This is a genomic window from Mucilaginibacter sp. PAMB04168, from assembly GCF_039634365.2.
Taxonomy (GTDB): Bacteria; Bacteroidota; Bacteroidia; order Sphingobacteriales; family Sphingobacteriaceae; genus Mucilaginibacter.
Genome location: NZ_CP155079.2, coordinates 2,979,919 through 3,005,723 on the forward strand (window position 1 = coordinate 2,979,919; position 25,805 = coordinate 3,005,723).

19 protein-coding genes are annotated in these 25,805 nt (G+C 41.8%); 7 read left to right on the forward strand and 12 right to left on the reverse strand.

All coding sequences use genetic code 11. From position 1 onward, the window contains the following. Positions 1-43: 43 nt before the first annotated feature. Both ABDD94_RS12665 and ABDD94_RS12670 read right to left on the reverse strand, forming a co-directional pair. On the reverse strand, positions 44-1,249 hold the full coding sequence (locus ABDD94_RS12665; RefSeq protein WP_345952551.1) for a carboxypeptidase-like regulatory domain-containing protein: 1,206 nt from the start codon (positions 1,247-1,249) through the stop codon (positions 44-46). A gap of 76 nt (positions 1,250-1,325) precedes the next feature. After that, a complete protein-coding gene (locus tag ABDD94_RS12670) occupies positions 1,326-2,009 on the reverse strand; it encodes a heme exporter protein CcmB (RefSeq protein WP_345952101.1) in 684 nt (227 codons plus the stop codon). 44 nt (positions 2,010-2,053) lie between these two features. Between ABDD94_RS12670 and ABDD94_RS12675 the strand changes: the two genes are divergently transcribed. Continuing rightward, positions 2,054-2,593 carry a methylated-DNA--[protein]-cysteine S-methyltransferase gene (locus ABDD94_RS12675; protein ID WP_345952552.1) on the forward strand — a complete coding sequence of 180 codons (540 nt, stop codon included), beginning with the start codon at positions 2,054-2,056 and terminating at the stop codon, positions 2,591-2,593. Positions 2,594-2,603: 10 nt separating this feature from the next. Here ABDD94_RS12675 and ABDD94_RS12680 read toward each other — a convergent pair whose 3' ends face one another. From ABDD94_RS12680 to ABDD94_RS12720, 9 genes are all read right to left on the reverse strand, one after another. Continuing rightward, positions 2,604-4,529, reverse strand: a complete 1,926-nt coding sequence (locus ABDD94_RS12680) for a response regulator (protein ID WP_345952553.1) — start codon at positions 4,527-4,529, stop codon at positions 2,604-2,606. Positions 4,530-4,560: 31 nt separating this feature from the next. Beyond that, positions 4,561-5,148, reverse strand: coding sequence for a chemotaxis protein CheB (locus ABDD94_RS12685; protein ID WP_345951719.1), 588 nt, complete (start codon positions 5,146-5,148; stop codon positions 4,561-4,563). Continuing rightward, positions 5,138-5,977 (reverse strand): protein-glutamate O-methyltransferase CheR, encoded by an 840-nt coding sequence (locus ABDD94_RS12690; RefSeq protein ID WP_345951718.1) that lies wholly within the window; start codon positions 5,975-5,977, stop codon positions 5,138-5,140. Before ABDD94_RS12690 ends, ABDD94_RS12685 begins: the two co-directional genes overlap by 11 nt. A 3-nt stretch (positions 5,978-5,980) precedes the next feature. Further along, entirely contained in the window at positions 5,981-9,418 is a 3,438-nt protein-coding gene (locus tag ABDD94_RS12695) for a response regulator (RefSeq protein WP_345952554.1), read from the reverse strand. Positions 9,419-9,556: 138 nt separating this feature from the next. Continuing rightward, positions 9,557-9,880: a DMT family protein gene (locus ABDD94_RS12700; RefSeq protein ID WP_345951716.1), complete on the reverse strand. Its 324-nt coding sequence runs from the start codon at positions 9,878-9,880 to the stop codon at positions 9,557-9,559. 79 nt (positions 9,881-9,959) lie between these two features. Next, complete coding sequence (locus ABDD94_RS12705; RefSeq protein ID WP_345952555.1) at positions 9,960-10,376, reverse strand: hypothetical protein; 417 nt, start codon at positions 10,374-10,376, stop codon at positions 9,960-9,962. 118 nt (positions 10,377-10,494) lie between these two features. Next, positions 10,495-10,824: a gliding motility protein GldC gene (gene gldC / locus ABDD94_RS12710; RefSeq protein WP_345952556.1), complete on the reverse strand. Its 330-nt coding sequence runs from the start codon at positions 10,822-10,824 to the stop codon at positions 10,495-10,497. 5 nt (positions 10,825-10,829) lie between these two features. Then, positions 10,830-11,102, reverse strand: a complete 273-nt coding sequence (locus ABDD94_RS12715; protein ID WP_345951713.1) for a hypothetical protein — start codon at positions 11,100-11,102, stop codon at positions 10,830-10,832. A gap of 3 nt (positions 11,103-11,105) precedes the next feature. Further along, positions 11,106-12,449 carry a DEAD/DEAH box helicase gene (locus ABDD94_RS12720; protein ID WP_345952557.1) on the reverse strand — a complete coding sequence of 448 codons (1,344 nt, stop codon included), beginning with the start codon at positions 12,447-12,449 and terminating at the stop codon, positions 11,106-11,108. A 178-nt stretch (positions 12,450-12,627) separates the two neighbouring features. On the opposite strand from ABDD94_RS12720, the gene ABDD94_RS12725 reads away from it, so the two are divergent. Together ABDD94_RS12725 and ABDD94_RS12730 are read left to right on the forward strand one after the other, a co-directional pair. After that, positions 12,628-13,710 (forward strand): acyltransferase, encoded by a 1,083-nt coding sequence (locus ABDD94_RS12725; RefSeq protein ID WP_345952558.1) that lies wholly within the window; start codon positions 12,628-12,630, stop codon positions 13,708-13,710. Positions 13,711-13,855: 145 nt separating this feature from the next. Then, positions 13,856-16,234 carry an ABC transporter permease gene (locus tag ABDD94_RS12730; protein ID WP_345952559.1) on the forward strand — a complete coding sequence of 793 codons (2,379 nt, stop codon included), beginning with the start codon at positions 13,856-13,858 and terminating at the stop codon, positions 16,232-16,234. 104 nt (positions 16,235-16,338) lie between these two features. Here the strand turns inward: ABDD94_RS12730 and ABDD94_RS12735 are convergent, their stop codons facing one another. Next, positions 16,339-18,111, reverse strand: a complete 1,773-nt coding sequence (locus ABDD94_RS12735) for a cellulase family glycosylhydrolase (RefSeq protein ID WP_345952560.1) — start codon at positions 18,109-18,111, stop codon at positions 16,339-16,341. A 358-nt stretch (positions 18,112-18,469) separates the two neighbouring features. Here ABDD94_RS12735 and ABDD94_RS12740 point away from each other — a divergent pair, with 358 nt between their 5' ends. From ABDD94_RS12740 to uxuA, 4 genes are all read left to right on the forward strand, one after another. Then, positions 18,470-19,642, forward strand: coding sequence for a chondroitinase-B domain-containing protein (locus ABDD94_RS12740; protein WP_345952561.1), 1,173 nt, complete (start codon positions 18,470-18,472; stop codon positions 19,640-19,642). 192 nt (positions 19,643-19,834) lie between these two features. After that, positions 19,835-21,784 (forward strand): 7TM diverse intracellular signaling domain-containing protein, encoded by a 1,950-nt coding sequence (locus ABDD94_RS12745; protein ID WP_345952562.1) that lies wholly within the window; start codon positions 19,835-19,837, stop codon positions 21,782-21,784. Positions 21,785-22,107: 323 nt separating this feature from the next. After that, a complete protein-coding gene (locus ABDD94_RS12750) occupies positions 22,108-24,573 on the forward strand; it encodes a glycoside hydrolase family 2 TIM barrel-domain containing protein (RefSeq protein ID WP_352432869.1) in 2,466 nt (821 codons plus the stop codon). 22 nt (positions 24,574-24,595) lie between these two features. Next, complete coding sequence (uxuA, locus tag ABDD94_RS12755) at positions 24,596-25,783, forward strand: mannonate dehydratase (protein WP_345952564.1); 1,188 nt, start codon at positions 24,596-24,598, stop codon at positions 25,781-25,783. The last annotated feature ends 22 nt before the right edge of the window (positions 25,784-25,805 follow it).

Genomic DNA, 25,805 nt, shown 5'->3' on the forward strand with positions numbered 1-25,805 from the left:
TAAATACTATGCGTACATAGTATTTACATTGAGCAGCAACACGTCATTTGAGGTACGGCGGCGTGTAAGAGGCCGAGGGTACATAGTCCACCGGCAGCAGTTCGGCAATCTTATTTTTAGACCAGGTGCCTTCATACAAAGTAGTTTGAGATGATACCACAGCTCCATTACTGTCAAAAAGTGCATACGGCTTATAAAGAGTTATGATGCTGGTTTCGAAATTTTCCATATCAAGCGGGCGGTATACATCTTTAAAGTCTTGCATTTCACGCTTCTTGGTGTAAACCACATACAGGTACCCCGGAAAAGTAATGGCAAAAAGCCCCTTTTGGTCGGTATTCCGAATTACCTGATCAGGATTTACAGGCTGCCGGTACAGCGTTTCGTGGTACTTAGGGAGGTTATACAACTTTAGCCAGTACTGCATCGAGTCGCGGTTAACCATTTGAAACTTATCCAGCTTACGTTGTATTACTTCTTCGGGTGGGCGTTCGGTGTTTGGCCTGCGGTAGAGCAAGCGCATAACAAATCCTTCTTTATCATAAGTTCCACTAACCAGCGAACGGAAAAAATGAAGGTTCGAGCCGTAGTAGATATCCTGTCGCCGAATTTCCCATTTTTTTTTCTGGCTTTCGCTGCCGGGTAGTTCTTCATACAAAATGCGGCCTTGCCAGGAAATGATATTATTTATTTTATCGCTTTTAAACGACTTGAGAAGGAATTTGATTCGATAACCTAAAGCTTTATTCTCAATGTTCACAAAATCGTAAGAGTAAGCTTCCAGCGTTTTCTTTGACTTTTTGTAAATAAGCGTTAATTCTTCTGGATTAGATATCTTACATTGCTTGGCATAGGCCGATGTACCGAAAAATTCTGTTAAGAACATTTGATAATTGCGCTTCCAGTCGGCAGGCGTTGTAACAACAACCTCTCTCAGTTCTAAAACCCTGGCCTTTAAAGCAGCTTCTATTTTAACGGGCTCAGCACCTACCAATACCGATTGTGAAAAGTCTTCATATCCTACCGAAGTGATGATTAACTCATACTGCCCGGGTTTTACGCCTCTAAGCATAAAAGTACCGTCTTCAGCTGTTGTGGTACCGTAGGTGGCGTTACTTAAAAACACGCTTACTTTTGCAAGGGGATTTTTAGTGTCGGCGTTAATTACTTTCCCGGTGATGCTGCCAGTTTGCGCAAGCCCTAACATGGGCAGTAAAAAGAAAAGAAATGCTACCGCAATGTACCGCATAATAAGCTTAATCAATATATTTTAAACGGGCAATCAAAGTCGTTATAAGGGCATTTGTAAAAACCAAACGAAAAATTTAGTCGCGCCACAGAAATGGGAATAATATGAGTGAAACTGCTATTACAATTACGTTAATGGCCGCCAGTACACCAAAATTGCCATAAGTTAAACTACGGTCTACCCCGTCCATTGCGCTTTTACTGATTTTTACCAGTAGCATAATTACAGGAATGATCACCGGAAAGCTTAAGATAGCCATAAGCGTTCCGTTATTACCTGCCTTGGCTGCAATTGCCGACACCATGGTAAACACGGTTGAAAAGGTAATGCTACCGGTAATAACTACCAAAAAGTACCACAGGCCATCTCCTAACCTATTCGAAAAAAAAAGTGAATAAACAATTAACGCCAATATACTCAAAAGCGTCATGAGCAAGGCGTTGTAAATAGTTTTTGATAGTATAATGGCGTGCGGACTAGCTATAGTATAATAGTACAGTAAGCGGCTACGACTTTCCTGTAAGAAGCTTTTGGCTATTGCATTTACTGATGCAAACAGGATGATAATCCAAAACAACACGTTCCAAACCAGTGGATATCCAGGGCTTTTAGTAAAACCAGGCGAAAGGTTGAACGAAATGTAGCATACAAAAACGGTTGATACGATATAAAGTAGTACACCGTTAAAAGCATATTTGGAACGCCACTCCAGCAGTATCTCTTTCTTTAGCAAATAACCGGTTTGGTTTAACAATTCCATCATTGCAAATATAGAATTTATTAAGTTTGTGTAAGTGCGATACCATGCCCGCAAACAAGATTAAAACTTCAGCATCTCATACTTTCGACAAACCAACAGGTTTAATGTATAATCATGTTACCCCATTGGGTATAGCGCGTATTACTGAACAAGATGGCTTTATCGTGTCGATTTTAATTATGGATGAAGGTGAACCAAGTCATCACATTGCAGGCACAGCCACTCAATCGGCAATCAAGCAACTTGATGAGTATTTTGAAGGCAAACGCTTATCATTCGATCTGCCGTTAAAACCGGAGGGCACAACTTTTCAGCAATTAGTGTGGCAGCAATTGCAAGCAATACCATATGGTAAATGCATTACCTACCTACATCAAGCAAGGTTAATGAACAACCCGCTGGCCATACGTGCCATTGCAGCCGCCAATGGTAAAAATAAAATATGGATTGTGGTACCTTGCCACCGGGTAATTGGCAGCAGCGGAAAACTAACTGGCTATGCAGGCGGCTTATGGCGAAAAAAGTGGCTTTTAGAACACGAAGCCAAAATAATAGGCTCGGGCCAGATAAGCTTAGGACTATAAGTAAGCTCGTTTACTTAAAAAGCAGTCGCTTTATTTTCTCATGCAGTTGATGCGGCTGGAACGGCTTGGCCAAAATATCATTCATACCTGCCGAAAGTGCTTGTTGCTGCTCGTGCTCAAACGTGGCTGCCGAAAGAGATATGATAGGAATGCTTCTTTTAGGTTCCGAAAAATTCACCCTGATGTTCTTAGCTGCGTCATAGCCATTCATCTCGGGCATATGGGTGTCCATCAATATTAAATTATAATCATTAGCCAGCAGCTTATCAATCACTTTATGGCCGTTATCTGCAATTTCAACTTTAACGTTCCAGTCCCTCAACATCTTGGTTAGCATGAACTGGTTTACCAGGTTATCTTCTGCAACCAGTATACTAATATTTTCGAAAGGCACCAGCACTCTTGGCCCGGCATCTGTTTTAACTTCGTCTTGTGATTTTTGTGCTGTACTGTACCAATTAATAAAATTAAATGTACTGCCTAAGCCTAATTGGCTGCTTACGGTTAGTTCGCCCCCTTTTAACTCAATAAGTTTCTTAACAATAGCAAGGCCCAAACCGGTTCCGCCGTACTTTACGTTAGTGTCCTGATCGGCCTGTTCAAATGATTCAAATATTTTATTCAGCCTATCGGCCGGAATACCAATGCCACTATCTATAATGCTGAATTTAAGTTTAACGTTCTCATTTAATTTTTGAAGTAACGTTAACTGTAGCTTTACATATCCCCTATCTGTAAACTTAATTGCGTTGCTCAGCAAGTTCATCAGTATCTGATTGAGCCGTAAAGAGTCGAACAAAAGTGTTTCAGGTATTTCGGGGTCTATTTCCAAAACCAGGTCAACTTTCTTTTCATCGGCTTTATATTTCAGTAAATCAAAAGCCGATTTTACAACCTGACGTATATTATTTGGCTTGCGAATAATGCTAAACTTACCTGCCTCAATTTTGGATATATCGAGCACATCGTTAATTACGCCTAGCAAAGATTGCGACGAAACATCTAACAGATCTACGATATTCTTTTGGTGATCGTCCAGGTCGCTTTTACGTAGCATACCGGTAAGGCCTATAATTCCATTAACGGGTGTGCGCAGCTCATGGCTCATATTAGCCAAAAAATTTTCCTTTATTTTCTTAGAATGTTCTGCTGCTTCTTTAGATCTGATGAGTTCCTGCTGATAACTTTTTTGAGGAGAAACATCGCTAATGTTGAGAAAAAGCACTTTATTACTATAAGTCACCCGGCACTCCGCCCAAATTATGCGCTTATCAAACGTCTCGAACTGGTATTCGGCTATAGCATAACTCAGATTATTATTAATAATCTCTAAAAGCTTCTTCCGGAACGCATCCTGATTAACCGCAGCGGCCAGATTAACAACACTCTTCTGAATCACTTCATTAGGCTGAAAGCCTAAAATTTTTGTAACGGCAGGGTTAACAGATTGTATGCGAAATGAGTGGGCATCAACAGTAGCAATAATATCTGCAGAGTTTTTAACCATGATGGCATAGTTCTGCAACTCCTCGTTTTTGGCTTTAATATCTTTTTGATGTTGCGCCAGTTGTATAAAGGCATCCACCTTAGCCGATGTGATGAACGGATCGAGCGGTTTATACAAATAGTCAACAGCACCGGTGCCAAAACCTTTAACTGCGTATTTAGCTTCTTTAGAGATGGCTGTTACGAAAATGACCAAAATATCCTTTGTACGCGGATTAGCTTTAAGCATCTCCACTAATTCAAAACCGTCAATTTCGGGCATTTGTACATCTACGAGTGCTATGCTTACCGGGTTTTCCCAGGCAATTCGTAATGCTTCGTTAGGTGATGTGGTTGATAGGATGTTTATATCATCACGTTTTAGCAAGGCTTCTAACGCTATAATATTTTCTTCCCTGTCGTCAACTAATAATATATTAACAACACTCATAAATGTGCGATAAAGTTATAAAAAGTATCAGCTAAATCTGTAATAGTTCGAATATTTCATCAATACTTAGAACATAGTCGGCGGCGTTGATATGAATAGCTGCATTAGGCATATCGGCCATTTCAGCTTCTGCGGGATTCTGCACTATCGTTAATGACCCATTTCTACGCAGTTTTAACAAACCTTCAGCTCCATCCTGATTAGCGCCCGACAGCAGTATAGCAGTACACTGTTCTTTAAAAACGTCGGCCGCGCTGTCAAAAGTCACGTCAATTGAGGGTTTGGAATACCATACCGATTCTGAAACATCCAGGCTAAACTGGTTTTCGTTCTCAATCAGGGTATGATAATTTGCCGGCGCTATGTATATAGTATTATTTTCAATAATATCCTTATCACATACTTCGCGGAGGTACATACGACTATTTTCACCGAAGAGTTTTTCTATTTCGCTAAAAAAGTTCTTTTTACGGTGAATGATGATAATAACCGTTTTGTTGAGGCTGGGCGGCAAATGTTTTACGGCACGAAAAAGTATCTTGAATGATCCTGCCGAACCACCAAGCAACAGCACTTTTGATTGCTGCCACCGCTTTTTAATCTCATCATTAAGTGCCAATCTTTTGGTAGATGTTTTCTTTAGAATTGACCGTTTTGAATCTTTTTTTAAACGCATCAGACCGTATGGCCTCTTTGCTGCCCAGGCACAAAAAGCCAAGCGGGCATAAGCTGCGGTAAAATATGTCTAAAATCTTTTCTTGCAAAGCTGATTCAAAGTAAATGAAAACGTTACGGCAACTTATGAGTTGAAATTCGTTAAATACGTTATCAGAAATTAAATTATGTACCGAGAAGAGTGTGTTCTGCTTAAGCTCAGTGTGTATGGTGGCCGCATCATAAAGAATGGTGAAGTGATCGGTTATCGTACCAGGCAAACCCGAGTACTGGTAATTTTCGGCGTACGACTTAATTTTACGCAAGCTGTAAATGCCTTTTTTAGCTTCTTTAAGAACTTCTGTATTTATATCAGTGCCGTAAACAAATGATTTATTACGCAAGCCGGCTTCTTTTAACAGAATAGCCATAGAATAAACCTCTTCACCAGATGAGCAGCCGGCACTCCACACCTTTATATGCTGAAATGTAGAGAGATAAGGCAGTACCTGGTTGTTAAGCGCTTTATAAAAAAGCGGGTCGCGAAACATCTCGGTTACGTTAACGGTAACCTCCTCTAAAAAATGCTGAAAAAAGCTCAGGTCATTTACCAGGAGATGCTTCAAGTCATAATACCCTAGTCGCTTGAGCTGCATAACTCTGGATATACGCCTTTTCAATGACGCTTTAGAATAGCCGGAAAAGTCAAACCCGTGGATTTTCTTTACCAGGTTTACCAGATCATTGAGTTCAAGCGGTGTTAACGATGGTGCTTCTGTAGTTCCGTTAATCATATATTACCCCTCTAGCCACAACTGCATCAGCGAAATTAGCCTGTCCATATCAATCGGCTTGGTAATGTAATCATTAGCGCCGGCAGCCAAACACTTTTCGCGGTCTTCTTTCATGGCTTTTGCTGTTAACGCTATTACAGGCAACTTGTTCCATTTGTTTTGTTTTCGAATATGCCTGGTAGCTTCGTAGCCATCCATCTTAGGCATCATGATATCCATCAAAACAATATCTATGCCCTCTACCCTCTCCAATTTTTCGAGAGCTTCATCACCGTCGTTAGCTATCTCTACTACTAAATCGTATTGTTGCAATGCGCTGCTTAAAGCAAATATATTACGCATATCATCATCAACAACCAACACTTTTTTGCCTTTTAAAATCTCCTTGCCTTTTGATGCAACAACAGGTGGTTTGGCCGCAGCAGATGCAGGCCCAGAACTTACTTTATGTAAGAACAAATTTACCTCGTCAATCAGCCTATCGGCAGACTTGTTGGTTTTCATGACCATGGCATTGGCATACTGCATTAACCGGTTAACTGAGTTTTTATCCAGTTCCATAGCCGTATTCACAATTACCGGTAGTTCGGCAAAGCGATCAATAGCTTTAATTTTATCCAGCAAGTCCAACCCCGAAATATCGGGTAGGTTTAAATCCAATATAACGCATTGATAATCGTTTTGATTAAGCATTGTAAAGGCTTGTTCGCCGGTAAAGGCCTGATCAACCGTAATACCTTGCTTTTGCATTAAGTCTTTAAGTGCCTGGCTCTGTGCTTCATGATCTTCAACCAGCAATATTTGTTTAAACTGCACGCCGCTTTGACTCATCATGTCGGCAAAGAGTTTGTCTAACGTTTCGGTGTTGATTGGCTTTTTCAAAAAACTGATGGCGCCCTCACGACGAACCTTATTAGCAGCGGCTTCACCAGCTGACATAAGATGCACCGGTATGTTTTTAGTAACATCATCGGCCTTCAATTCTTTTAATATCTGCCAGCCATCTTTCCCAGGTAGCATAATGTCAAGTATAACGGCGTCAGGCATGTTATCTTTAATTACCTGTGCAGCGTTGGTACCCTCGTTTACCATTATAGATTCATAACCATGCTCTTTCGCATAATCATGTAATATATCAGCAAAATTACGGTCATCTTCAACAATTACAACCAGCGGCGTACTCCGGCCGGCTTTCGGTTGTATGTTGGCCGGCTGCAGAAAATCGTTAAGCGGTTTAAAGCTTTCTACCGTTGGCAAAGTTGGTTCCTCGTCGGCCTTAGCAACTGTCTGGGTGGCTTCTAAAGGTATGGTAAGCGTAAACTCGCTACCCTGGTTTACCTCGCTGGTGAGGGTAATTTGCCCACCTAATAAAGTGGCCAGTTCACGGCTAATTGATAATCCTAGCCCAGTTCCACCGTATTTACGGCTTGTAGAACCATCTGCCTGTTGAAAGGCTTCAAAAATCACTTTTTGCTTCTCGGGCGCTATGCCTATACCCGAATCTTTAACCTTAAAGCTAATGGTGTTAGGTTTAGTGCCCGGTGTAGCGTTTATAGAGATATGGCCACCTTCTGGCGTAAATTTGAATGCGTTTGATAAGAGATTTTTAATTACCTGCTCCACCCTAACCTTATCAGTGTAGATCAGGCCGGGCAAACCACTCACGTTACTTGTGAAGTTAATCTTTTTGTTACGTGCAACCTCGGCAAACAGCTGCTCAATATCGTTTACTATTTCAGAAACCTTCACATCATCGTTCTGCATCTCCAGCTTGCCCGATTCAATTTTCGAAAGGTCTAAAATGTCGTTAATAAGCGTTAGCAGATCGTTACCTGCATTAAATATCACGCTGGCATATTTTATCTGATCTTCACTTAGATTATCGGTTTTATTATCTTTCAGAATACGCGCTAATACCAAAATACTATTTAAAGGTGTACGCAGCTCGTGGCTCATGTTGGCCAAAAACTCCGATTTATATTTTCCCGTAGTTTCCAGTTCGGTTACTTTCAGGTTAATGGCTGCCCGGGCTTCTTCAATAGCCTGGTTCTTTTCTTCAAGTAAACTGGCCTTCTCTTCCAACTCAGCATTAATGGTGCGCAGTTCTTCCTGCTGTACCCGTAATTCCTCCTCTGAAGCTTGCAGCATCTCTGTCTTGTTCAGCAGTTCCTCGTTGGTAACACGCATTTCTTCCTGCTGGGCTTCCAGCTCTTCGGCTTGCTGTTGTGTTTCCTCGAACAAATCGTGCATTATAGTACGCGCCTGGGCTGTATTAATGGCAATGCCAATATCATCTGCAGCTGCTAGTATATACTCGCGGTCGCTGTCCTTCAACTCTTGCTGAAAGGCTACTTCCATAACGCCCATCAACTTCTTATCAAAGAAGAACGGCACAATCAGTATTTCAGCCAGTTCCTGGCTAATTATAGAAGTTTCGAGTTGTAATTTATCGTTTAGATGACCTTTTATGGTTGCGGCTTTCTGGTCTTGGGCTACTTGGCCCAGCCATCCTTCAGATAGCTTTATTTTATTTTTTACAGCGCCAAGATCGTGAAATGCATAGTAAGAATACAGATCCAGCTGCTTATCATCATCATTATAAAGGTAAAAAGTGCCCGATAGTGCATTAGTGTAACGACAAACCTCTGTCAGCACATTTTCAGACAATTCCTTCTCACTTTGCTGCCCCTGCATTTTTTCATTAAGGATACCGATACCTGTTAGCAGCCAGTTTTTATTTTCATTTTCAGCTAATACCTGGGCCAGTTCGGTGTTAGCTTCCTTAATTTCGGCTTCAATTTTCTTTTGCTGGGCAAACGTTTTTTGAATATAGATGAACAGCACTATTATGATAACCAGAAATATGGCCGAACCTACGGAGATAGTCAGTATAGTAGCATCAGATGCTTCTTGCGTTTGCGCTTTGCCTGTTTGAAGCGATTTAGTTTCGACAATATTAATCTTTTCAATGGTAACGCGTACGTTATCCATTACGCCTTTGCCATTAATAAGCATATCGCGCGATACCATATACTCAAGGCCCAGGTCCTGACGGGTTTCTATGTTAGTGCGCATCATGGCCAATGCGCTATTTGATAACGATATTAGTGTTGAAACGTTACTTTGCTGATCCGGATCGGCACTTACCATGTTCTCCAACCGGTTCAAATTCTGATTAATGCGAGGCAGCGCTGCATTATAGGGGTCTAAAAATTTGGGTTTACCTGTGGCGGCGTAACCACGCATGCCGGTTTCAGCATCAACCAAAAGTTGCAATATGCCACGGGATGTATTGATGATTTGCTGGCTATGCTCAACCTGTTCCTGATTGTCTTGCAGTTGCCTGATGCTGCGGAAAGAGAAGATACCTACTATAAAAACAAGTAAAATAGAAATGGCAAACCCAGTTAACACCTGGGTACGAAAGTTTAGTTTGAACATGTTATAGGCTAAGTATGTATACTTATGGTATGGTCAATACTTTGCTACACACCACAAGTCAAAGCTAATAATAAATAAGGTTAAATGAAAAAGGCGTTCATACTCCTGTTATGTTTAACAGACCGCCTTAACCAGCTGCTACCACTTTTTAAACACCACGAACACTGCTAAAATTATAAGTGCAAAACCTACAAAGTGGTTCCATGCCAGGCGTTCCGTTTTAAAAAAAACTGTAGTGAAGATTATAAAGATAGTGATGGTGAGCGCTTCCTGCAGCACTTTAAGCTGTAGTAAACTAAAAGGGCCGCCCTCAGCATTGTAACCAGCCTTGTTGGCTGGTACCTGAAACAGATACTCGAAAAAAGCAAGCCCCCAACTAATAAGGATTATAGCTATAAGCGGCAAGTTCTTTGACCATTGAAAATCCTTAAAACGCAGATGCCCGTACCAGGCAAAAGTCATAAATGTATTAGATATAATAAGAAAGATTATCGTTTTTAAACCACGCATGCCAATCAAAATAATAGCTTAGTCTGAGTAATCACTTAATACCTTGCTCAAATTGGATAGCTGGCTTTGGCACGGCTAAGACACTAAGTATAGCTCCTGCAAACAGCAGGTACCAACCCCACTTAAACTTAATAAGCTTAGTTAAAAAGCCAGCCATACCTTTAAAAGGTATAAAACTGAATGTGTTGTGAACTTTTAGTTGAGCTGCGATGTACACAAGTACAACCAATACAAGGCCAGCCCATGCGGCTATGCGTGAAACTTTGTATTGTTTGAGCACAATGCCTGCAATGCCTACAATGGCAACCAGCAGTACCACCATACCGTAAGGTTTGTTCAAATCGTACAAATCCCAGCTAACTACACCAAACGGACGTAGTAACGGGCACCATGTGGCTGCCATAAGCAGCACAAAACCGGCAAATGCTATAAATGCTTTGGGCGACATTAGGTTTAATGATTAGGATATTCTGATGAAAGGAAGATAATGAAAAATAATATACAGCCGACAATATCTTATGTATATTATTTTTCACTACTGCTCGGAACAACAATTAAATTGTTCACTACTTTACAATCTCCATCTTCTCGGCGAAGTGGACGCAGTAATCGCGCAGGTCTTCGACAATGTTTTTCTCGTTGGTGGCACGCAAAAAGCTGTCTCCCTGGGTTTGCAGGGTTTCAAAAAAGAAACGTTTCATTTCATCAACCGGCATATCGTTAGTCCACAGGTTAATGCTTAACGTGTTCTTATAATTATGGTCCCACACGCTCAGCATAAATGCCTTGGCGGGTACTGCATCTTTATTTTCAGCGTCGGTAGATTCCCAGGTAATGTTTTGAGGAACATTGTTATCGTCCAGATCTACTATCAGTTTTATTTCAGCTCTTTTCATTTAAATTACTGTCTTACAAATAAATATATAACAACGGTAAGTATGATGAAGCTAAGCTCCACCATCCATAATGTTTTAGTGTTTAAAAAGAAATTCCGGAAAATCATATCCAAAAACCACAAAATCATACCGAACAGCAAATAAATCAGCGCAATAGTACCGGTCCATTGCTTAAACTCACTGCCGGTTACACTCACCGGTTTAAAAAACCAGGTAATAGCAGCCAATACAATTAAAAATGCCGTTGCAAAGTTTAAAGGTGTTAATCGAAGTTTCATTGACTATTTTTTTCGGAATGATTTACCGCGCGTAGTTTTGGGTTTACCATGCTTTTTGGCAAGCGTTTGTTTGTGGCCCAAGGATGGCTTTTTTTCAACGCGTTCTTTTTTCTCATGAAATGCACCTTTAAACTCCGGATCATGACGGCGCTTTTGCATGTCAATTTCCCGCGCTTGGTCCTGCCGCTCTTCATAAGGTGTTTCTTCTACAAAAACGTCTTGCGGTAAAGGCAAAACTTGTATAGGTTGCCTAATTAGCTTTTCTACCTGCTCCAGGTAATATTCCTCGGCCGGATTACAAAAGGTAATTGCTTCGCCTGATTGTAAAGCACGACCGGTACGACCAATTCTATGCACATAATCTTCAATAACTATAGGCACATCAAAATTAATTACATGGCTTACATTGCTCACATCAATACCGCGCGAAGCTACATCGGTGGCTACCAATATTTTTACCTCATCCTCCTTAAAAGCATTAATTGAATTTATACGGGTATTTTGACCTTTGTTGGCATGCAGTACTTTTACCTGCTTATCGTCAAACTTGCGCACTAAAAACTTATAAACGTCTTCGGCAGCGGCGCGGGTTTTGCAAAATACAATAAGCTTTTTAAGCTCCTCGTCCCTATCCAGCAGTTTGCGCAGCAAGTTTATTTTAGTTTTAATATTAGGCACATAATACAGGTACTGGCTAATAGTTTGTGCCGGCGTTGCCTGCGGTGTAATCTCAATCACTGTTGGAAACTCCAAAAAATTGCCCGAGAGTATCTGCACCTTATCAGACATGGTGGCCGAAAACAGCAGGTTTTGACGCTTGCGTGGTACCACTTCCAAAATGCGGTTTATCTGTGGCATAAAGCCCATGTCCATCATCTTGTCGGCTTCGTCTAACACCAAAAATTGCAATGGCTTGGTATTAATGTGTCCCGCTAAATAGATATCCAAAAATCTGCCTGGAGTGGCTACGATAATATCCACACCCTTATTGATCGTTTCTATTTGCGTTTTGGGGCCAAGACCACCATATATAATAACAGTCCGCAAATCGGTGTTTACAGCAAAGCTGCGGATGTTTTCTTCAATTTGCATAGCCAGTTCGCGGGTAGGCGCCAAAATAAGTGCACGTGCATCATTCCCCTGCGCATACTTAAGCTTCATGAGCATTGGCAGCACATACGCTGCAGTTTTGCCGGTTCCGGTTTGGGCAATACCTAATACATCCTGGCCATTTAATATAGGAGGTATAGCTTTTTGCTGTATAGGCGTAGCCTCAGTATAGCCGGCATCGGCAACAGCATTTAGTATTTGCCGGTTAAAATTAAATTCATCGAAAGGTACGCCCATAGCCGGCAAAGATACGTTTTACTTTTTTAGTAGGGAAGCAAGCGAGCGGCCAAGCTTGATAATGAGCTGGTTTTTGACGTTTATTTGAAAATAAATATTTAACTTAATAACCTTAAATAGTAAAACAAAATATTTCAAAAGGCATTATACCTTAAATTTTCTGTCCCCACTCTATCACATGTCATTACCCTCCTCATCATATATACCATCGTTGGATGGATTACGCGGTATTTCTATCTTATTAGTATTTGTTGCGCACATCGGATTTGAAAAGATTGTGCCAGGTGGGCTGGGTGTAACCATATTTTTCTTTATCAGCGGTTATTTAATTACCTCGCTGCTTATCAGTGAGATAAACAATACAGGGTCGATCCATTTTAAGCTATTTTTTATTCGGCGGCTTATGCGGCTTTATCCGCCGCTGTTGTTCATGATCTGCCTTTTCTACCTATATCTGTTTTTTACTAATCAGGGTATTAATGTATACGAGGTACTGGCATCGTTATTTTACTATGAAAATTATTACTTCTATTATCACCCCGACCCTGCACACAGCTCGGATATTTGTAAGGTGCTTTGGTCTTTGGTGGTAGAAGAGCATTTTTATTTAGTTTTTCCTGCCTTATTCTGGCTGATATATAAATCGCCAAAAGCTTTAATGACCATGCTGATTGTGTTACTTTTTGTACCACTTGTTTTTCGCTTGTGGGGCATTATGATGTATGGAAGTACGGGAGATATTACAGAACGCTACACTTACTTGCTTACCCATACCCGGTTTGATTCAATTATATACGGGTGCTTAGCCAGCGTACTTCTTCATATATACAACTCTGCTGTTTATGTAAAAATCATCTCTAACAAATGGGTATTTGCAGCTGCGGCACTTACCATTGTGGCCTGCCTGGTTGTAAGGAACGGGGCTTTTAGAAACACCATCAGATATTCCATACAAGGCCTTTCCCTTTTAGTGTTAATACCAGCAGTGGTAAATATTCCAGTTTATCAAAACCTAAGGACACTACTATCCAACCGGGCATTGGTTTTTGTAGGTAAGCTGAGTTATTCCATTTACCTAACGCATATGACCGCCATTGGTTCGCTGGCATTCATCCGTAAAAACGGGCATCCGTTGTTGTTTTACGTCCTGGTTATACTGCTTACCGCAGCTTTATCAGTGTTCAGTTATCAATTTATAGAAAAACCTTTTGCCAAGCTCCGTACTCGTTACCGCGCCAAGCAACGGCTTACTTTGGCCTGAACACACTGACCAATAGCGAACAGGAATTGTATCAGAATCGAACACTGAACTGCATTAATCTACAGTAAAGAACTGAAAACAAACACCTTACATATATGGTATGTAATTAGCCACAATTGCTGCGTATTACCTTAACTGCAGCATCATGATTAAAAACTACCTTAAAACTGCCTGGCGTAATCTGTTACGCAGCAAAGTGTACTCACTTATAGCGGTTATTGGTTTGGCCATTGGCTTATCAGTAAGTACCTTATTGTTTTGGGGAGTTGATGACGAACTGCAGTATGATACCGCATGGCCTGACGCGGCAAACATATATCGTTTAAACGCCAGGATAAAAATGAGCGATGATGTGTACAATACCTGGACAAATACTCCCGCTCCTATTGCTGCTACAGCACTTCGCACCTTCCCCGGTGTAGAAATGGCCGTTCGTTATAATCGCGAGCAAATGCTGGTTAGCCAGGGCGAAGAACATATCATGGAAAAGAACGTGGCCTACACCGAGCCATCATTCTTCAAGATGTTTCATGTGAAGTTATTGAGGGGATCCGAGCAGGTGGCCCTGAGCGCTATTAACAACGTAGTACTCAGCCGTGACGCCGCTGTAAAATACTTCGGCTCTATAAACAATGCTGTGGGTAAAACACTTACTTTGAGCGAAAAGCTTGAGCCTTATACAGTATCGGCCATTATGGAAAACATGCCTGAGCGCAGTACGGTACGCATGGATATGCTGCTGTCGTTAGACATGGTTCGAAAAAATTATGGCGGTAACGGCAACTGGAAAACTATAGATGAGGATTGGGGAAACTTCTATTTTACTACCTTTTTACGTCTTAAACCTGGCACCAACGTTAATCAACTTGCAAAGCAGCTGTCTGCCATACATGTAAAAAACAATGGTTATGTAAAAGCAGGCGATGTGACCTACATATGCCAACCCTTGAATATGCTGCGTTTATATAACGCCGACCTCTCGCCATCGGGTATAAAGATTGTACGTTTCTTCATGATTATAGGTGTGCTTATTTTATTGATAGCAGTTATTAATTACATCAACCTTTCCACAGCACGCGCCACCAAACGGGCAAAAGAAGTTGGTTTACGTCGTACCATTGGAGCAAGCCGCCAACAATTACTTATACAGTTTGTAACTGAGTTTATACTAATTTTTATTGCAGCATTACTACTGGCCGCAGCATTGATGCCCGTGCTAACTCCATTTTACCAGGAAATAAGCGGCAAGCTGTATACCATAGATTACTGGAAGCTGTCAACTATTAAAATTGTGGGCTGGGTTGCGTTAGGCACGATTATACTGGCCAGTGTGTACCCTGCCTGGATTTTATCTTCATTTAACCCTAACGATGTATTGAAAGCTAATTTTAATAAAGCGGCTCGAGGCGGCTGGCTGCGTAAAGGATTAGTTATTATGCAATTTACTTTTTCCGTATTGCTGATTATCTGCACTATTGTAATAACCAAGCAGCTTAATTTTATACAAACCAAAAACTTAGGTTATGATCGCGAAAACGTATTGATGGTGCCTCTTAATGGTAAAGTAAGCTCGCAGCTGCAAAGAGTAATGCATGAACTGAAATCCGACAAAAGCATCAGGGACGTAAGCTTTGCATCGGGCTTTTTGCTGGCCATGGGCGGATCTACCGATAACATTAACTGGCCGGGTAAGGTGAACAACCAGGCACACATTAGCCCTATGCAAATAGCAGCTAACTTTACAACGGCAATGCAAATGAAGTTTGCAGATGGACAAGGTTTTACTGGCTCCCCTGCAGATAGCGCCTACTATCTCATCAATGAATCGGCCGCACGTATGATGGCGCTAAAACATCCCGTAGGCACGATAATTAACCTTTGGGGTAAGCAGGGCGAGATAAAAGGCGTAATAAAAGACTTCAACAACGCATCGTTGAAAGAAGAGATAAAGCCAACCATCTTCAGTGCTGTACAGGCGAGTGAATTTGGCGGTTATTTGTATATAAGGGCACGGGCCGAAGCTGCAAAGCAAGCTATTGCCAAAACAGAAGAACTTTATAAATCGATTGACAATATACGTCCGTTTGAATACCGCTTTTTGGATGAGGATTTTGACGCCATGTACCGTAAAGATATACAGACTGCAAAGCTATTTAAAGCTTTTGCCGGTGTTGCTATATTACTGAGTTGTTTAGGACTATTTGGGTTGGCGGTGTTTACAGCAGAACGCCGCACTAAGGAGATTGGCATACGTAAGGTTTTAGGTGCCAGCGTACAAAGCATCTCGTTTTTGATTTCAAAAGAATTTACCGGACTCGTCATAATAGCCAACCTTATAGCCTGGCCTATTGCCTGGTACATCATGCACCAATGGATGCAGGAGTTTACCTATCGTACCGAAATTAGCTGGTATATATTCGTCATAGCCGGTTTTTTTTCACTATTACTTGCCATAATTACAGTAAGTTCTCAGGCCGTTAAGGCTGCCATTGTAAATCCGGTGAAGAGCTTAAAAACAGAATAGCTTGCGTTATTTGTGTAAACAGGGTTAATCAATTCAAAAGGCTGTCGATAACATTGTTCCTCGAAACAATTTTTGCTCGCCTTAAAGCATGATATGCTCTATATTCAATTCTTGGATATTTCAAGTGACTTAAAATTAAATCCACCCTCGTCAGCAATCACTTTAATTTTGTTGGAGCCTTTATCAAGCTTAATCCCTTTCACCACAACTTCATGCCAAGCTTTAGATGGTACTGTTATGGCAAGGGGAATGCTGGTTGATTTCCCACCAGTAATCACAGAAACCTTTCCTTTTCCGACTTCGGATGAAACGGTTAGTTTTACAGTATAAGTCCCCTTGGCTTTTACGTCGATGGTATACTGCAACCATTCGCTGTCTTCAATGCTAAATATGTGATAGCCGGTATCATCCGCCTCAATATCTACCCCATCATTACGATAAGCACGTCCGCGGTTACCTTGTGTGCGTACACCCGGTGTGTACTGGTAACTTGAAGTATCTTTGTCGTAATAGGCCATACGCTGACTCCCAAGGTCGTAATCTACTGCGTTGATAGTAGCGTTTTTGGTTACGATGTGTTTTTTGAAAGGCACCGTTGCCGAGCTCTGTACTTGCCTGAACATCGCGTCAGTCACATCACGGTGATAAGTGGTGTTTTCTAATTTTATATTCTCCAGGAATTCGTCTAACGCGGCAATGGCTTCTTGTTGGGCAGGTTTATCTCCCTTACCGTTCCAGTAATTAAGCAGTTTTTGATACGACGGCGTCAATTTAATTTCGAGCGGATTATTGATGCCGATTTTCTTTTCCTGCCACCAGCTCCAGCCTATGTTATGGCCTTCCACTAATTTGATAGCCTCGGTAAACCAAGTATTCGAATTTTCGCCCGATTCGCCCAACCAAAGGGGCACATTGTGTTCCTTACTCATTTTGAGGAAGTTTTGAATTGAGCCGTCATTATTGAAATTGCCATATTTATGAAAACTCAGCACCATGTTATTATCCCATAGCGGAAAGATGCCATTATAATTGTTACCAAAGCCATTCCCTTCAATAATGATAATGTGTTTTTTATCTACTTCGCGTATAGCATTAGTGATGTTGACCATCAGCTGCCGTAGCTGAACATTCTTGGTTTCTGCTGTCCCCCGTTTATCATCTGCCTTTTCAAAACCCCAGTTTGGTTCATTAATGATATCGTAGCCGCCAATGTAGGGTTCGTTGGCATAACGCTGAGCCAATTTTTTCCAAAGCGCAATCATTTTTTGCTGATTGGCCGGGCTGTCCCACAAAGAGGGCTTTGCAGCGTCCCGATCAGATATAGCCAGGTCATTACCTTGCCCGCCCGGAGCAGCATGTAAGTCGAGTATCAAATACATGTGATTGGCTTTACACCACTTTAACAAGCTGTCAGTTAAAGCAAATCCCTTTTCAATCCAGGTATTTTGACCCGTTACCGGCTCTTGCTCAACCGGTAAAGTATACAAGCCATAATGCATAGGTAGCCTGATGGAGTTGAAACCCCATGACGCCATGGAGTCAACATCGATTTTACGGGTGTGATTGGTAAGCCATTTATCATAAAATTTCTGCGCATATGCCGGGCTGGTCACTTCTTCTATTTTTGCTTTTATGCGGTACTGCTGACCTACGTTACCAAGCCTGAACATGTATCCCTCCTGCAACATCCATCCGCCTAAACCCATTCCTCTAAGTAAAACTTTCTTGCCATTTGCGTCGGTAATGAACTGGCCTTGCGCTTTCAGAAAGGTTTGCCCATTACCTTTTACAGATAACAATAAAAATATAGTAAGTAAGGATAGAACTAATTGGCGATACGCTTTTAACCGGATGAAACGTTTGGCTCTGATGTTCATAATTGAGTAATTGGTGAGCCAAAAATAAAAAAAGCTATAACATTACCGCGGTAAAAATCTGCATAAATAACTGCCTGATAGGCAATTACAAATAAATAGATACGCTTTGTAAATCGAAATTAAAAAGGTGGCGAACTGACATTCAACTGATTACATTTTAATTTAGAAAATCAGCGCGTAAAAGCAATACGGTTCATGCACAAGCAAAATAAATTTTGTTGTACATCATATGTGTAGTCTTGTATTCCTTTAGCTGTTTTTGTTCTCAAAAAGCATGTTATTTATGCAAATTTTCTTGCTGTATAAACCATTTTGCTGTTATATTTACCTATCCAATTATAACAATCAATCAATATTTATGAAGAAATTAGTTACCGGCATAGCCATGCTGTTAACCGGCTATGCGGGCTTTGCTGCTGATTATTTTGTTAAAAGTGAAAAAGAGTTTACCGAAGCTGATAAACACGCTATTGCGGGCGATAACATTATCATAGCTAATGGGAGCTATGCGCCTTGGGCCGTAAAATCTACAGCCAATGGTAGTGCTTTGCGGCCAATTGTTATCAAAGCTCAGGATGCCGGAAAGGTTATATTTAGCGGAGAGGTTACACAAACCATATTTAAAATCACCGGAAATTACATGCATTTGCAGGGTCTAAACTTCAATAACTGTATTTTAAATAAAGCTAATGGCAAAAACGGACTGCTTATTGACTTAAACAACACCAAGCATTCACGAATCACCAACTGCACTTTCCAAAAGAACAGCGCTAAGGTCCAATTTATGCCGCTGGTCATTATATCTGGCGAAGGAGAGCACAATCAGGTTGATCATTGCAGCTTCATCAGCAACCAGGATGAACAGGATCTGCAGGTACAAATCAATAGTCCCAAATTCCCAACATATACCCTTATAAACGACAACTTATTCAGCGATAAGTATAAGGTAAGCTGGAAAGTTTTTAACGGCGGTGAATGTGTGCAAATTGGTCAGGATCCGGTTTTAAAGGGAACGGCAATGGCTAAGGCAACCGTACGTAACAACCGGTTCATACGCTGTAATGGCGAAGGCGAAGTAATAAGCAACAAAAGCAGTGGCAACAACTATACAAACAATTATTTCGAAGACTGCCAGGGCGAGCTGGTTATGCGTGGCGGGCATGATTGCGTAATTGACAGTAATCAGATAAAAGGTGGTACGGGCGGCATACGCATAAACGGTAGCGGGCATGTTATTACAAATAACACTATCTCCGGTGTGCGAACCGGAATAAGGCTGATGTATGGCATGTCAAAAGGAAAAACGGAAACTGGATTTTATGTGGCTGCTACTAATTGTGTAATCAGTAACAATCACATCAGCAAGGCTGATGTGGGCATCTTGGTAGGCGACAATAAGAACCAAGATTGGACGGGCAAGTTTGACACCAATAAGTACCCATCACGCGTAATACAGGATATACCTCCGGCTGACAACCAGTTCAAAAACAATAATTTTACCGACACTAAACAGACTATTGTATATAAATAAAAATGCGCTTAAAGGGCACTTAAGACGTTTTTTTTTGAAAAAGCAGAGACCCTACTCAGAGCAAAGTGTAGGGCGTTTTATATATATTTGAATACAATTATAACCAAGCCGCTGTTAGTTTTATTTTCCTGAAAATGCACCTGCGTTATAGGTCAATTTACTGTGGAACGATCCGGCTATCTGGAAATTTATATGATCAAACTTCTACCATTAAATATAGGTAACGGCCCTTACTTAGCGCTAAAAAACATTGCGCTAACCATGCTATTGGCACTACTTACCACTTCGCTTTTTGCCCAAAAAGTGCTGAATGTAGACAGTACCATAAGGCAGCACAAGTTCACACTAAATGAGGTTGATTACCTGGAAGATGCATCTGATAAGCTAACCTTTGCAGATGTTATAAAAACTGATTTGGCTAGTCGTTTTAAAGCTAATAGCTTATACTATCCAAACAACAAAAACCGCTCATCAACTTATTGGTACCGTGTAAAGGTACGTTTTGATCGGTCGGCAGCAGACAAAGCCTCCTTGTTCGAGTTCTTTGACCAAACTACAGATGAAGTTACGGCTTACATCCCCGACGCACAAGGCCTTTATTCTATGAGTAAAGCTGGTGCAAAAATAGACTTTGACAGCCGCTTATATCAGCACAAAAACTTCGAGTTCCTGATTAAAAACCCATCGGCGGGCGAGTATACCTATTACTTTAAACTCAAATCCCGGAATCTGGTCAATGTAATTATTGTGTACCGCACACTCGATTACTTCATACACTATGCACTAAACGAGTACCTAACTTTCGGGCTATTTTATGGTATGGTGCTCATTTTTTGTTTCCACAACCTGCTCATGTTTATGGCGGTAAAACGCCGTCAGTACTTGTACTACGTATTTTATGTTTTAAGCGTGGGGCTGTATGAGATGTGTGTGGATGGTATAGCGTTCCAGTACCTCTGGCCAAATACGCCTGCCGTAAACGATTTTGCTTATGGAACCGCGTTGTACCTGCTCAGTATGTTCGCGCTCATATTCACCAAAGAGCTGTTGCAGGTTAAACACAGGGCCAGGCGTCTTTACAAGCTCATTAATTATGCACTGGTTTTGCGTACAGCCTTCTTTCTGGTGTGTTTGTTTGTCGATAAAAGTTTATTCATTTATAAGTTTGTTGAGTTTATACCACTTTCTATAGCGTTTATTACTGGTATACGCATTTATCGTAACGGCTTTAAGCCCGCTCGGTTCTTTGTGTTAGCTTATGCCTTTCTATTCACAGGCTTTGTAATTAAAGCGGTATCGGCGTTAGGATATTCATGGCTTATGCCATCGGTAGTAGGCTATTACAGCCTTAGTTTTTGCTTCGTAATTGAGATGGTCTTACTATCCTTTGCAATTGGCGATCAGGTACGCATCCTTCGCAAAGAGAAAGACGCAGCGCAAGACGAAACCATTAAGCAAATGCACATTAATAGTGAGCTGAAGGATTCCATAAACCAGGAACTTGAGCGTCAGGTTAAAGTACGCACGAGAGAAGTGGTTGAAAAATCTAAAGAGATACTGGAGCAATCTAAAGTTATCGAAGAGCAAAACGAGCAGCTGATCAGTATCAATCACTTACTGGAACAGCAGGCGTCTGAAATAACGCGAATGAATGTACTGCTCGAGAAAGACAACATTCAGCTCAAAACCAATATAGATAAGGTTACAGATGCACGAGTACTATCTGCCGAACTAAATTTCGAGGAGTTCAGCGCTAAGTACCCCGACCAGGAAACCTGTTATAAGTTTCTATCTGAATTGAAATGGAAAAACGGCTATCAATGCACCCGCTGCAGCCATACCTCCTATTGCGCAGGCCGGGTACCCTACAGCCGTCGTTGTACCAAATGCAGCTATGAGGAATCGGCCTTACATAATACTATCTTCCAAAACAACCGTATTCCTATAAACAAAGCTTTTTACCTGGTTTACTTAATCTACAGTAGTAAAGGCACAATCTCATCACATCAATTGTCGGATAAACTAGGCATAAGGCAAAGCACTTGCTGGGCCTATGCCATCCGCATTAAAAAAGCTATGCAGGAGCAAAAGCGCTCGCGTAAAAAAGATGCACCGCAAGGATGGAGTACGTTAGTATTGTAGCTTTTTTGCCGATGGACAAGATTGGATATTCAATTATACGATGTGTCTGAAGCGTATTTTGGAGTTAAAACTTTTCTATTACTCGAAAAAGCTTATACACTCATTAACAGCGCATTGATCTTTATTGGGTACATGAGAGCGAAGCGTATTAAACGTTATATAATACACTATATATCAATAATTTAAGTTATTAAAAAGCTTGAATTTCTACCTGCTATGCAATACATTTACGGTTCAAAACAACAAGTTATTACCCAGCAGCTGCTTGGTAATCAGTAAAATCTATGCAATTAAACCGTCAGCCTGCTCCATACCGTTCATTTATGATAAAAAAGCTTCTTACCACTATCATCTGCTTAATGATACTACATGTTGGATATGGCCAGCAAGCCAGACGCCTAAACAACAACTGGGAATTTTTAAGACAGGATTTAGGCGGCATATGGGAATCGGTTAGGCCGGTAACCCAGGGCAATCCCGAAAGTGTTCCGCTATGGAAAACAGTAACTCTTCCGCACTGCTTTAACGCCAGCGATGCCGTTGATCCGGATGTAAATTATTACCAGGGGCCGGGTTGGTATCGTACAATGCTTGATATTAAGAACCCTTATGCCGACGGACGCACACTGCTTCACTTTGAGGGTGCCGGGCAAAAAACCGATGTATACGTGTACACAACAAAAGTAGCTTCTCATTTAGGCGGTTATGACGAGTGGACTGCAGATATTACAGAAGCCGTTGAAGCCTTTAAAAAGACAGAGGCTTATCAGAAACAGTTTAAGGGCAAAATACCGCTGTCTATCCGTTGTGACAATTCACGCAATTTGGAGACCATACCGTCACAGTTATCAGACTTTAACGTTTATGGTGGTTTGTACAGGTATCTAAATCTGATTTACCAGCCGGCCGTGGCAATTGATAAGATTTTTGCAACACCAACATTAACCAATACCTTTAAGACAGGGTGGATAAATGTAAAAGGAAACTTTTATTTGCCTAAGCAAAATGGCCATGTAAACGGAGGGGTAAAACTTACCGATGCAGCCGGAAAAACTATTGCGAGTGATAATTATTCCATTAATTCGGTGGGCAGTGACAAACAGCCACTAAGCAAGCTAGAAATAAGCAGGCCTCATTTATGGACTACCGCTGATCCGTACTTGTACACCTTGCAGGTAACTGCCACAGCAAACGGCCAGACATATACTAAAACTGAAAAGATAGGCTTTCGCAATTTCGAGTTTAAAGAGCATGGTCCGTTTTACTTGAATGGAAAGCGCTTATTACTGCGAGGCACCCACAGACATGAGGATCATGCAGGTGTGGCTGCAGCGATGACGGAGGAAATGATGAAGCGGGAGATGCAACAAATGAAGGATATGGGTGTCAACTTCATCAGGTTGGGCCACTACCAGCAATCACGCATTATTTTAAACCTTTGCGATAGCCTGGGCATATTAGTTTGGGAAGAAGAACCTTGGTGTAGAGGAGGTTTAGGTGGTACGGCCTATCAGAACCAGGCCCGGCAAATGATGACCAATATGATAGAACAGCATTACAATCATCCATCCATCATACTCTGGGGGTTAGGCAATGAAAACGACTGGGAAGGCGATTTCCCAGAATTTGATAAACAAAAGATCAGGACGTTTATGAAAGAACAGAACGATCTTTCGCACCGGCTTGACTCCACCCGCTTAACTTCAATACGCCGTTGCGATTTTTGCAAGGATATACCGGATGTATATTCGCCGTCAATATGGGCTGGCTGGTACCGCGGCAAGTACGCTGAATATAAACAGGTAAGTCAGGACGAATTTAATAAAGTGGATCGCTTTTTCCATGCGGAATGGGGCGGCGATAGCCATGCAGGCCGGCATTCAGAAAATCCGGAAGGTTTTTTAGATATAAAATCGGGAGTTGGTGCCGACGAGCGACTTGGGGATGCATCGCTGAAAGGTGGCGACCCACGTGTATCACGTGATGGCGATTGGAGCGAAAGCTATATTGTTAATTTATTCGACTGGCACCTCAAAGAACAGGAAACCATGCCTTGGCTAAGCGGCTCAGCCTTTTGGGTTTTTAAAGATTTTTCAACACCCGTTCGACCGGATAATCCTGTACCCTATATGAATCAAAAAGGCGTTGTAGAGCGCGATGGTACACCGAAAGAGTCTTATTATGTATTTCAATCATACTGGACAGAGAAGCCCATGGTTCATATATATGGCCATAGCTGGCCAGTTAGATGGGGCACCACAACCCAGCAGAAAACGGTAAAGGTGTATTCTAATTGTGATGAAGCCGAGTTGTTTGTAAACGGCAAAAGCTATGGTGTTAAAAAACGCAACAGCCAAGACTTTCCGGCTGCAGGATTGCGTTGGCAAGTTAATCTGGCGAGCGGAAACAATGCCCTTAAAGTGGTAGCTAAAAAGGGCAAGGTTACGGTAACTGATCAAATAACCCAAACATTCCAAACCCAGCAATGGGGCAAGCCCGCTAAATTAGTTGTAGAACAAATTGCTGATGATAACGGTGTTGTGAACGCGCAGGTAAAAGTGCTGGACAGCAATAATGTACAATGCCTCGACGCAGCAAATTGGATAGACTTTGCCATGGCTGGTGATGGCGTGATGTTAGACAATATGGGCACATCAGGCGGCTCGCGTAAAGTGCAAGCATACAATGGCAGGGCCACAATTAAGCTAGACACCAAAAAGGGCAAAAGTATTTTAAGCGTAAAATCACCCGGATTGCCAACAGTATTCTTAAATTTAGCCGGCAAATAACACTAATATCCTATAAACAACAATGAGTTTAGAACAAACATGGCGCTGGTACGGCCCTAACGATCCGGTTTCATTGGCAGATGTACGACAGGCTGGTGCGACGGGCGTGGTATCAGCACTGCACCACATTTCAAACGGGCAGGTATGGCCAATAGACGAGATTCAGAAACGCAAAGCCATCATAGAAGAGGCCGGTTTAACCTGGTCTGTAGTTGAAAGCGTACCGGTACACGAAGACATTAAGAAAAGAACCGGCAACTATGAGCAATATATTGAAAACTATAAGCAATCCCTGCTTAACTTAGGTCAATGCGGTATTGATATTGTTTGCTACAACTTTATGCCGGTACTTGACTGGACGCGTACCGATCTGGATTATCCACAACCAGATGGCTCAACGGCTTTACGGTTTGATGTAACGGCCTTTGCCGCGTTTGAACTATACTTATTGAAACGCCCGGGCGCAGAAGAGACATATACACCTGAGCAACAAACGGCGGCGAAAGCCTACTTGGACGGCTTGTCTGACGAGGATAAAACCAAGCTGGTTAAGAACATTATAGCTGGCTTGCCTGGCGCTGAAGAAGGTTATACGGTGGAGCAGTTTCTGGATGTGCTATCGTCATACAATCATATAGACGATCAGGCACTTAAAGCCAACCTATATCATTTCTTGCAACAGGTAATTCCAGCAGCAGAGCAAGCTGGTGTACTAATGTGCATTCACCCCGATGATCCTCCCTACCCTATTTTGGGCTTACCAAGGGTGGTAAGTACCGAGGCTGATATACAGGAGCTTTATGCCGCAGTTGACAGTTATCACAACGGTTTAACTTTCTGCACCGGTTCATTTGGCGTACGCGCCGATAACGATTTGGCCGGAATGGTTGAGCGTTTGGGTAACCGCATTCATTTTATTCACTTACGCGCCACAAAACGAGACGAACTGGGCAATTTCCACGAGGCCGACCATTTGGATGGTGACGTAGACATGTTTGCAGTAATGAAAGCGCTGGTAACAGAACAGGAGAAACGCCGCGCAGCCGGTGAGAAGCACCTGCGCATGCCCTTCAGACCAGATCATGGGCACAAGATGCTGGATGATTTACATAAGAAGACCAACCCGGGTTACTCGGCCATTGGCCGCCTAAGAGGCCTTGCCGAATTACGTGGACTTGAACTCGGAATCAGACGGTTTATGGAGCGATAGAAACCAAAACTGATATCTATAA

Bases quoted from the DNA above. Each gene is read 5' to 3' on its own strand.
- ABDD94_RS12665 (WP_345952551.1), bottom strand. From the start codon at position 1,249: ATGCGGTACATTGCGGTAGCATTTCTTTTCTTTTTACTGCCCATGTTA.
- ABDD94_RS12670 (WP_345952101.1), bottom strand. From the start codon at position 2,009: ATGGAATTGTTAAACCAAACCGGTTATTTGCTAAAGAAAGAGATACTG.
- ABDD94_RS12675 (WP_345952552.1), top strand. From the start codon at position 2,054: ATGCCCGCAAACAAGATTAAAACTTCAGCATCTCATACTTTCGACAAA.
- ABDD94_RS12680 (WP_345952553.1), bottom strand. From the start codon at position 4,529: ATGAGTGTTGTTAATATATTATTAGTTGACGACAGGGAAGAAAATATT.
- ABDD94_RS12690 (WP_345951718.1), bottom strand. From the start codon at position 5,977: ATGATTAACGGAACTACAGAAGCACCATCGTTAACACCGCTTGAACTC.
- ABDD94_RS12695 (WP_345952554.1), bottom strand. From the start codon at position 9,418: ATGTTCAAACTAAACTTTCGTACCCAGGTGTTAACTGGGTTTGCCATT.
- ABDD94_RS12700 (WP_345951716.1), bottom strand. From the start codon at position 9,880: ATGACTTTTGCCTGGTACGGGCATCTGCGTTTTAAGGATTTTCAATGG.
- ABDD94_RS12705 (WP_345952555.1), bottom strand. From the start codon at position 10,376: ATGTCGCCCAAAGCATTTATAGCATTTGCCGGTTTTGTGCTGCTTATG.
- gldC (WP_345952556.1), bottom strand. From the start codon at position 10,824: ATGAAAAGAGCTGAAATAAAACTGATAGTAGATCTGGACGATAACAAT.
- ABDD94_RS12715 (WP_345951713.1), bottom strand. From the start codon at position 11,102: ATGAAACTTCGATTAACACCTTTAAACTTTGCAACGGCATTTTTAATT.
- ABDD94_RS12720 (WP_345952557.1), bottom strand. From the start codon at position 12,449: ATGGGCGTACCTTTCGATGAATTTAATTTTAACCGGCAAATACTAAAT.
- ABDD94_RS12725 (WP_345952558.1), top strand. From the start codon at position 12,628: ATGTCATTACCCTCCTCATCATATATACCATCGTTGGATGGATTACGC.
- ABDD94_RS12730 (WP_345952559.1), top strand. From the start codon at position 13,856: ATGATTAAAAACTACCTTAAAACTGCCTGGCGTAATCTGTTACGCAGC.
- ABDD94_RS12735 (WP_345952560.1), bottom strand. From the start codon at position 18,111: ATGAACATCAGAGCCAAACGTTTCATCCGGTTAAAAGCGTATCGCCAA.
- ABDD94_RS12740 (WP_345952561.1), top strand. From the start codon at position 18,470: ATGAAGAAATTAGTTACCGGCATAGCCATGCTGTTAACCGGCTATGCG.
- ABDD94_RS12745 (WP_345952562.1), top strand. From the start codon at position 19,835: ATGATCAAACTTCTACCATTAAATATAGGTAACGGCCCTTACTTAGCG.
- ABDD94_RS12750 (WP_352432869.1), top strand. From the start codon at position 22,108: ATGATAAAAAAGCTTCTTACCACTATCATCTGCTTAATGATACTACAT.
- uxuA (WP_345952564.1), top strand. From the start codon at position 24,596: ATGAGTTTAGAACAAACATGGCGCTGGTACGGCCCTAACGATCCGGTT.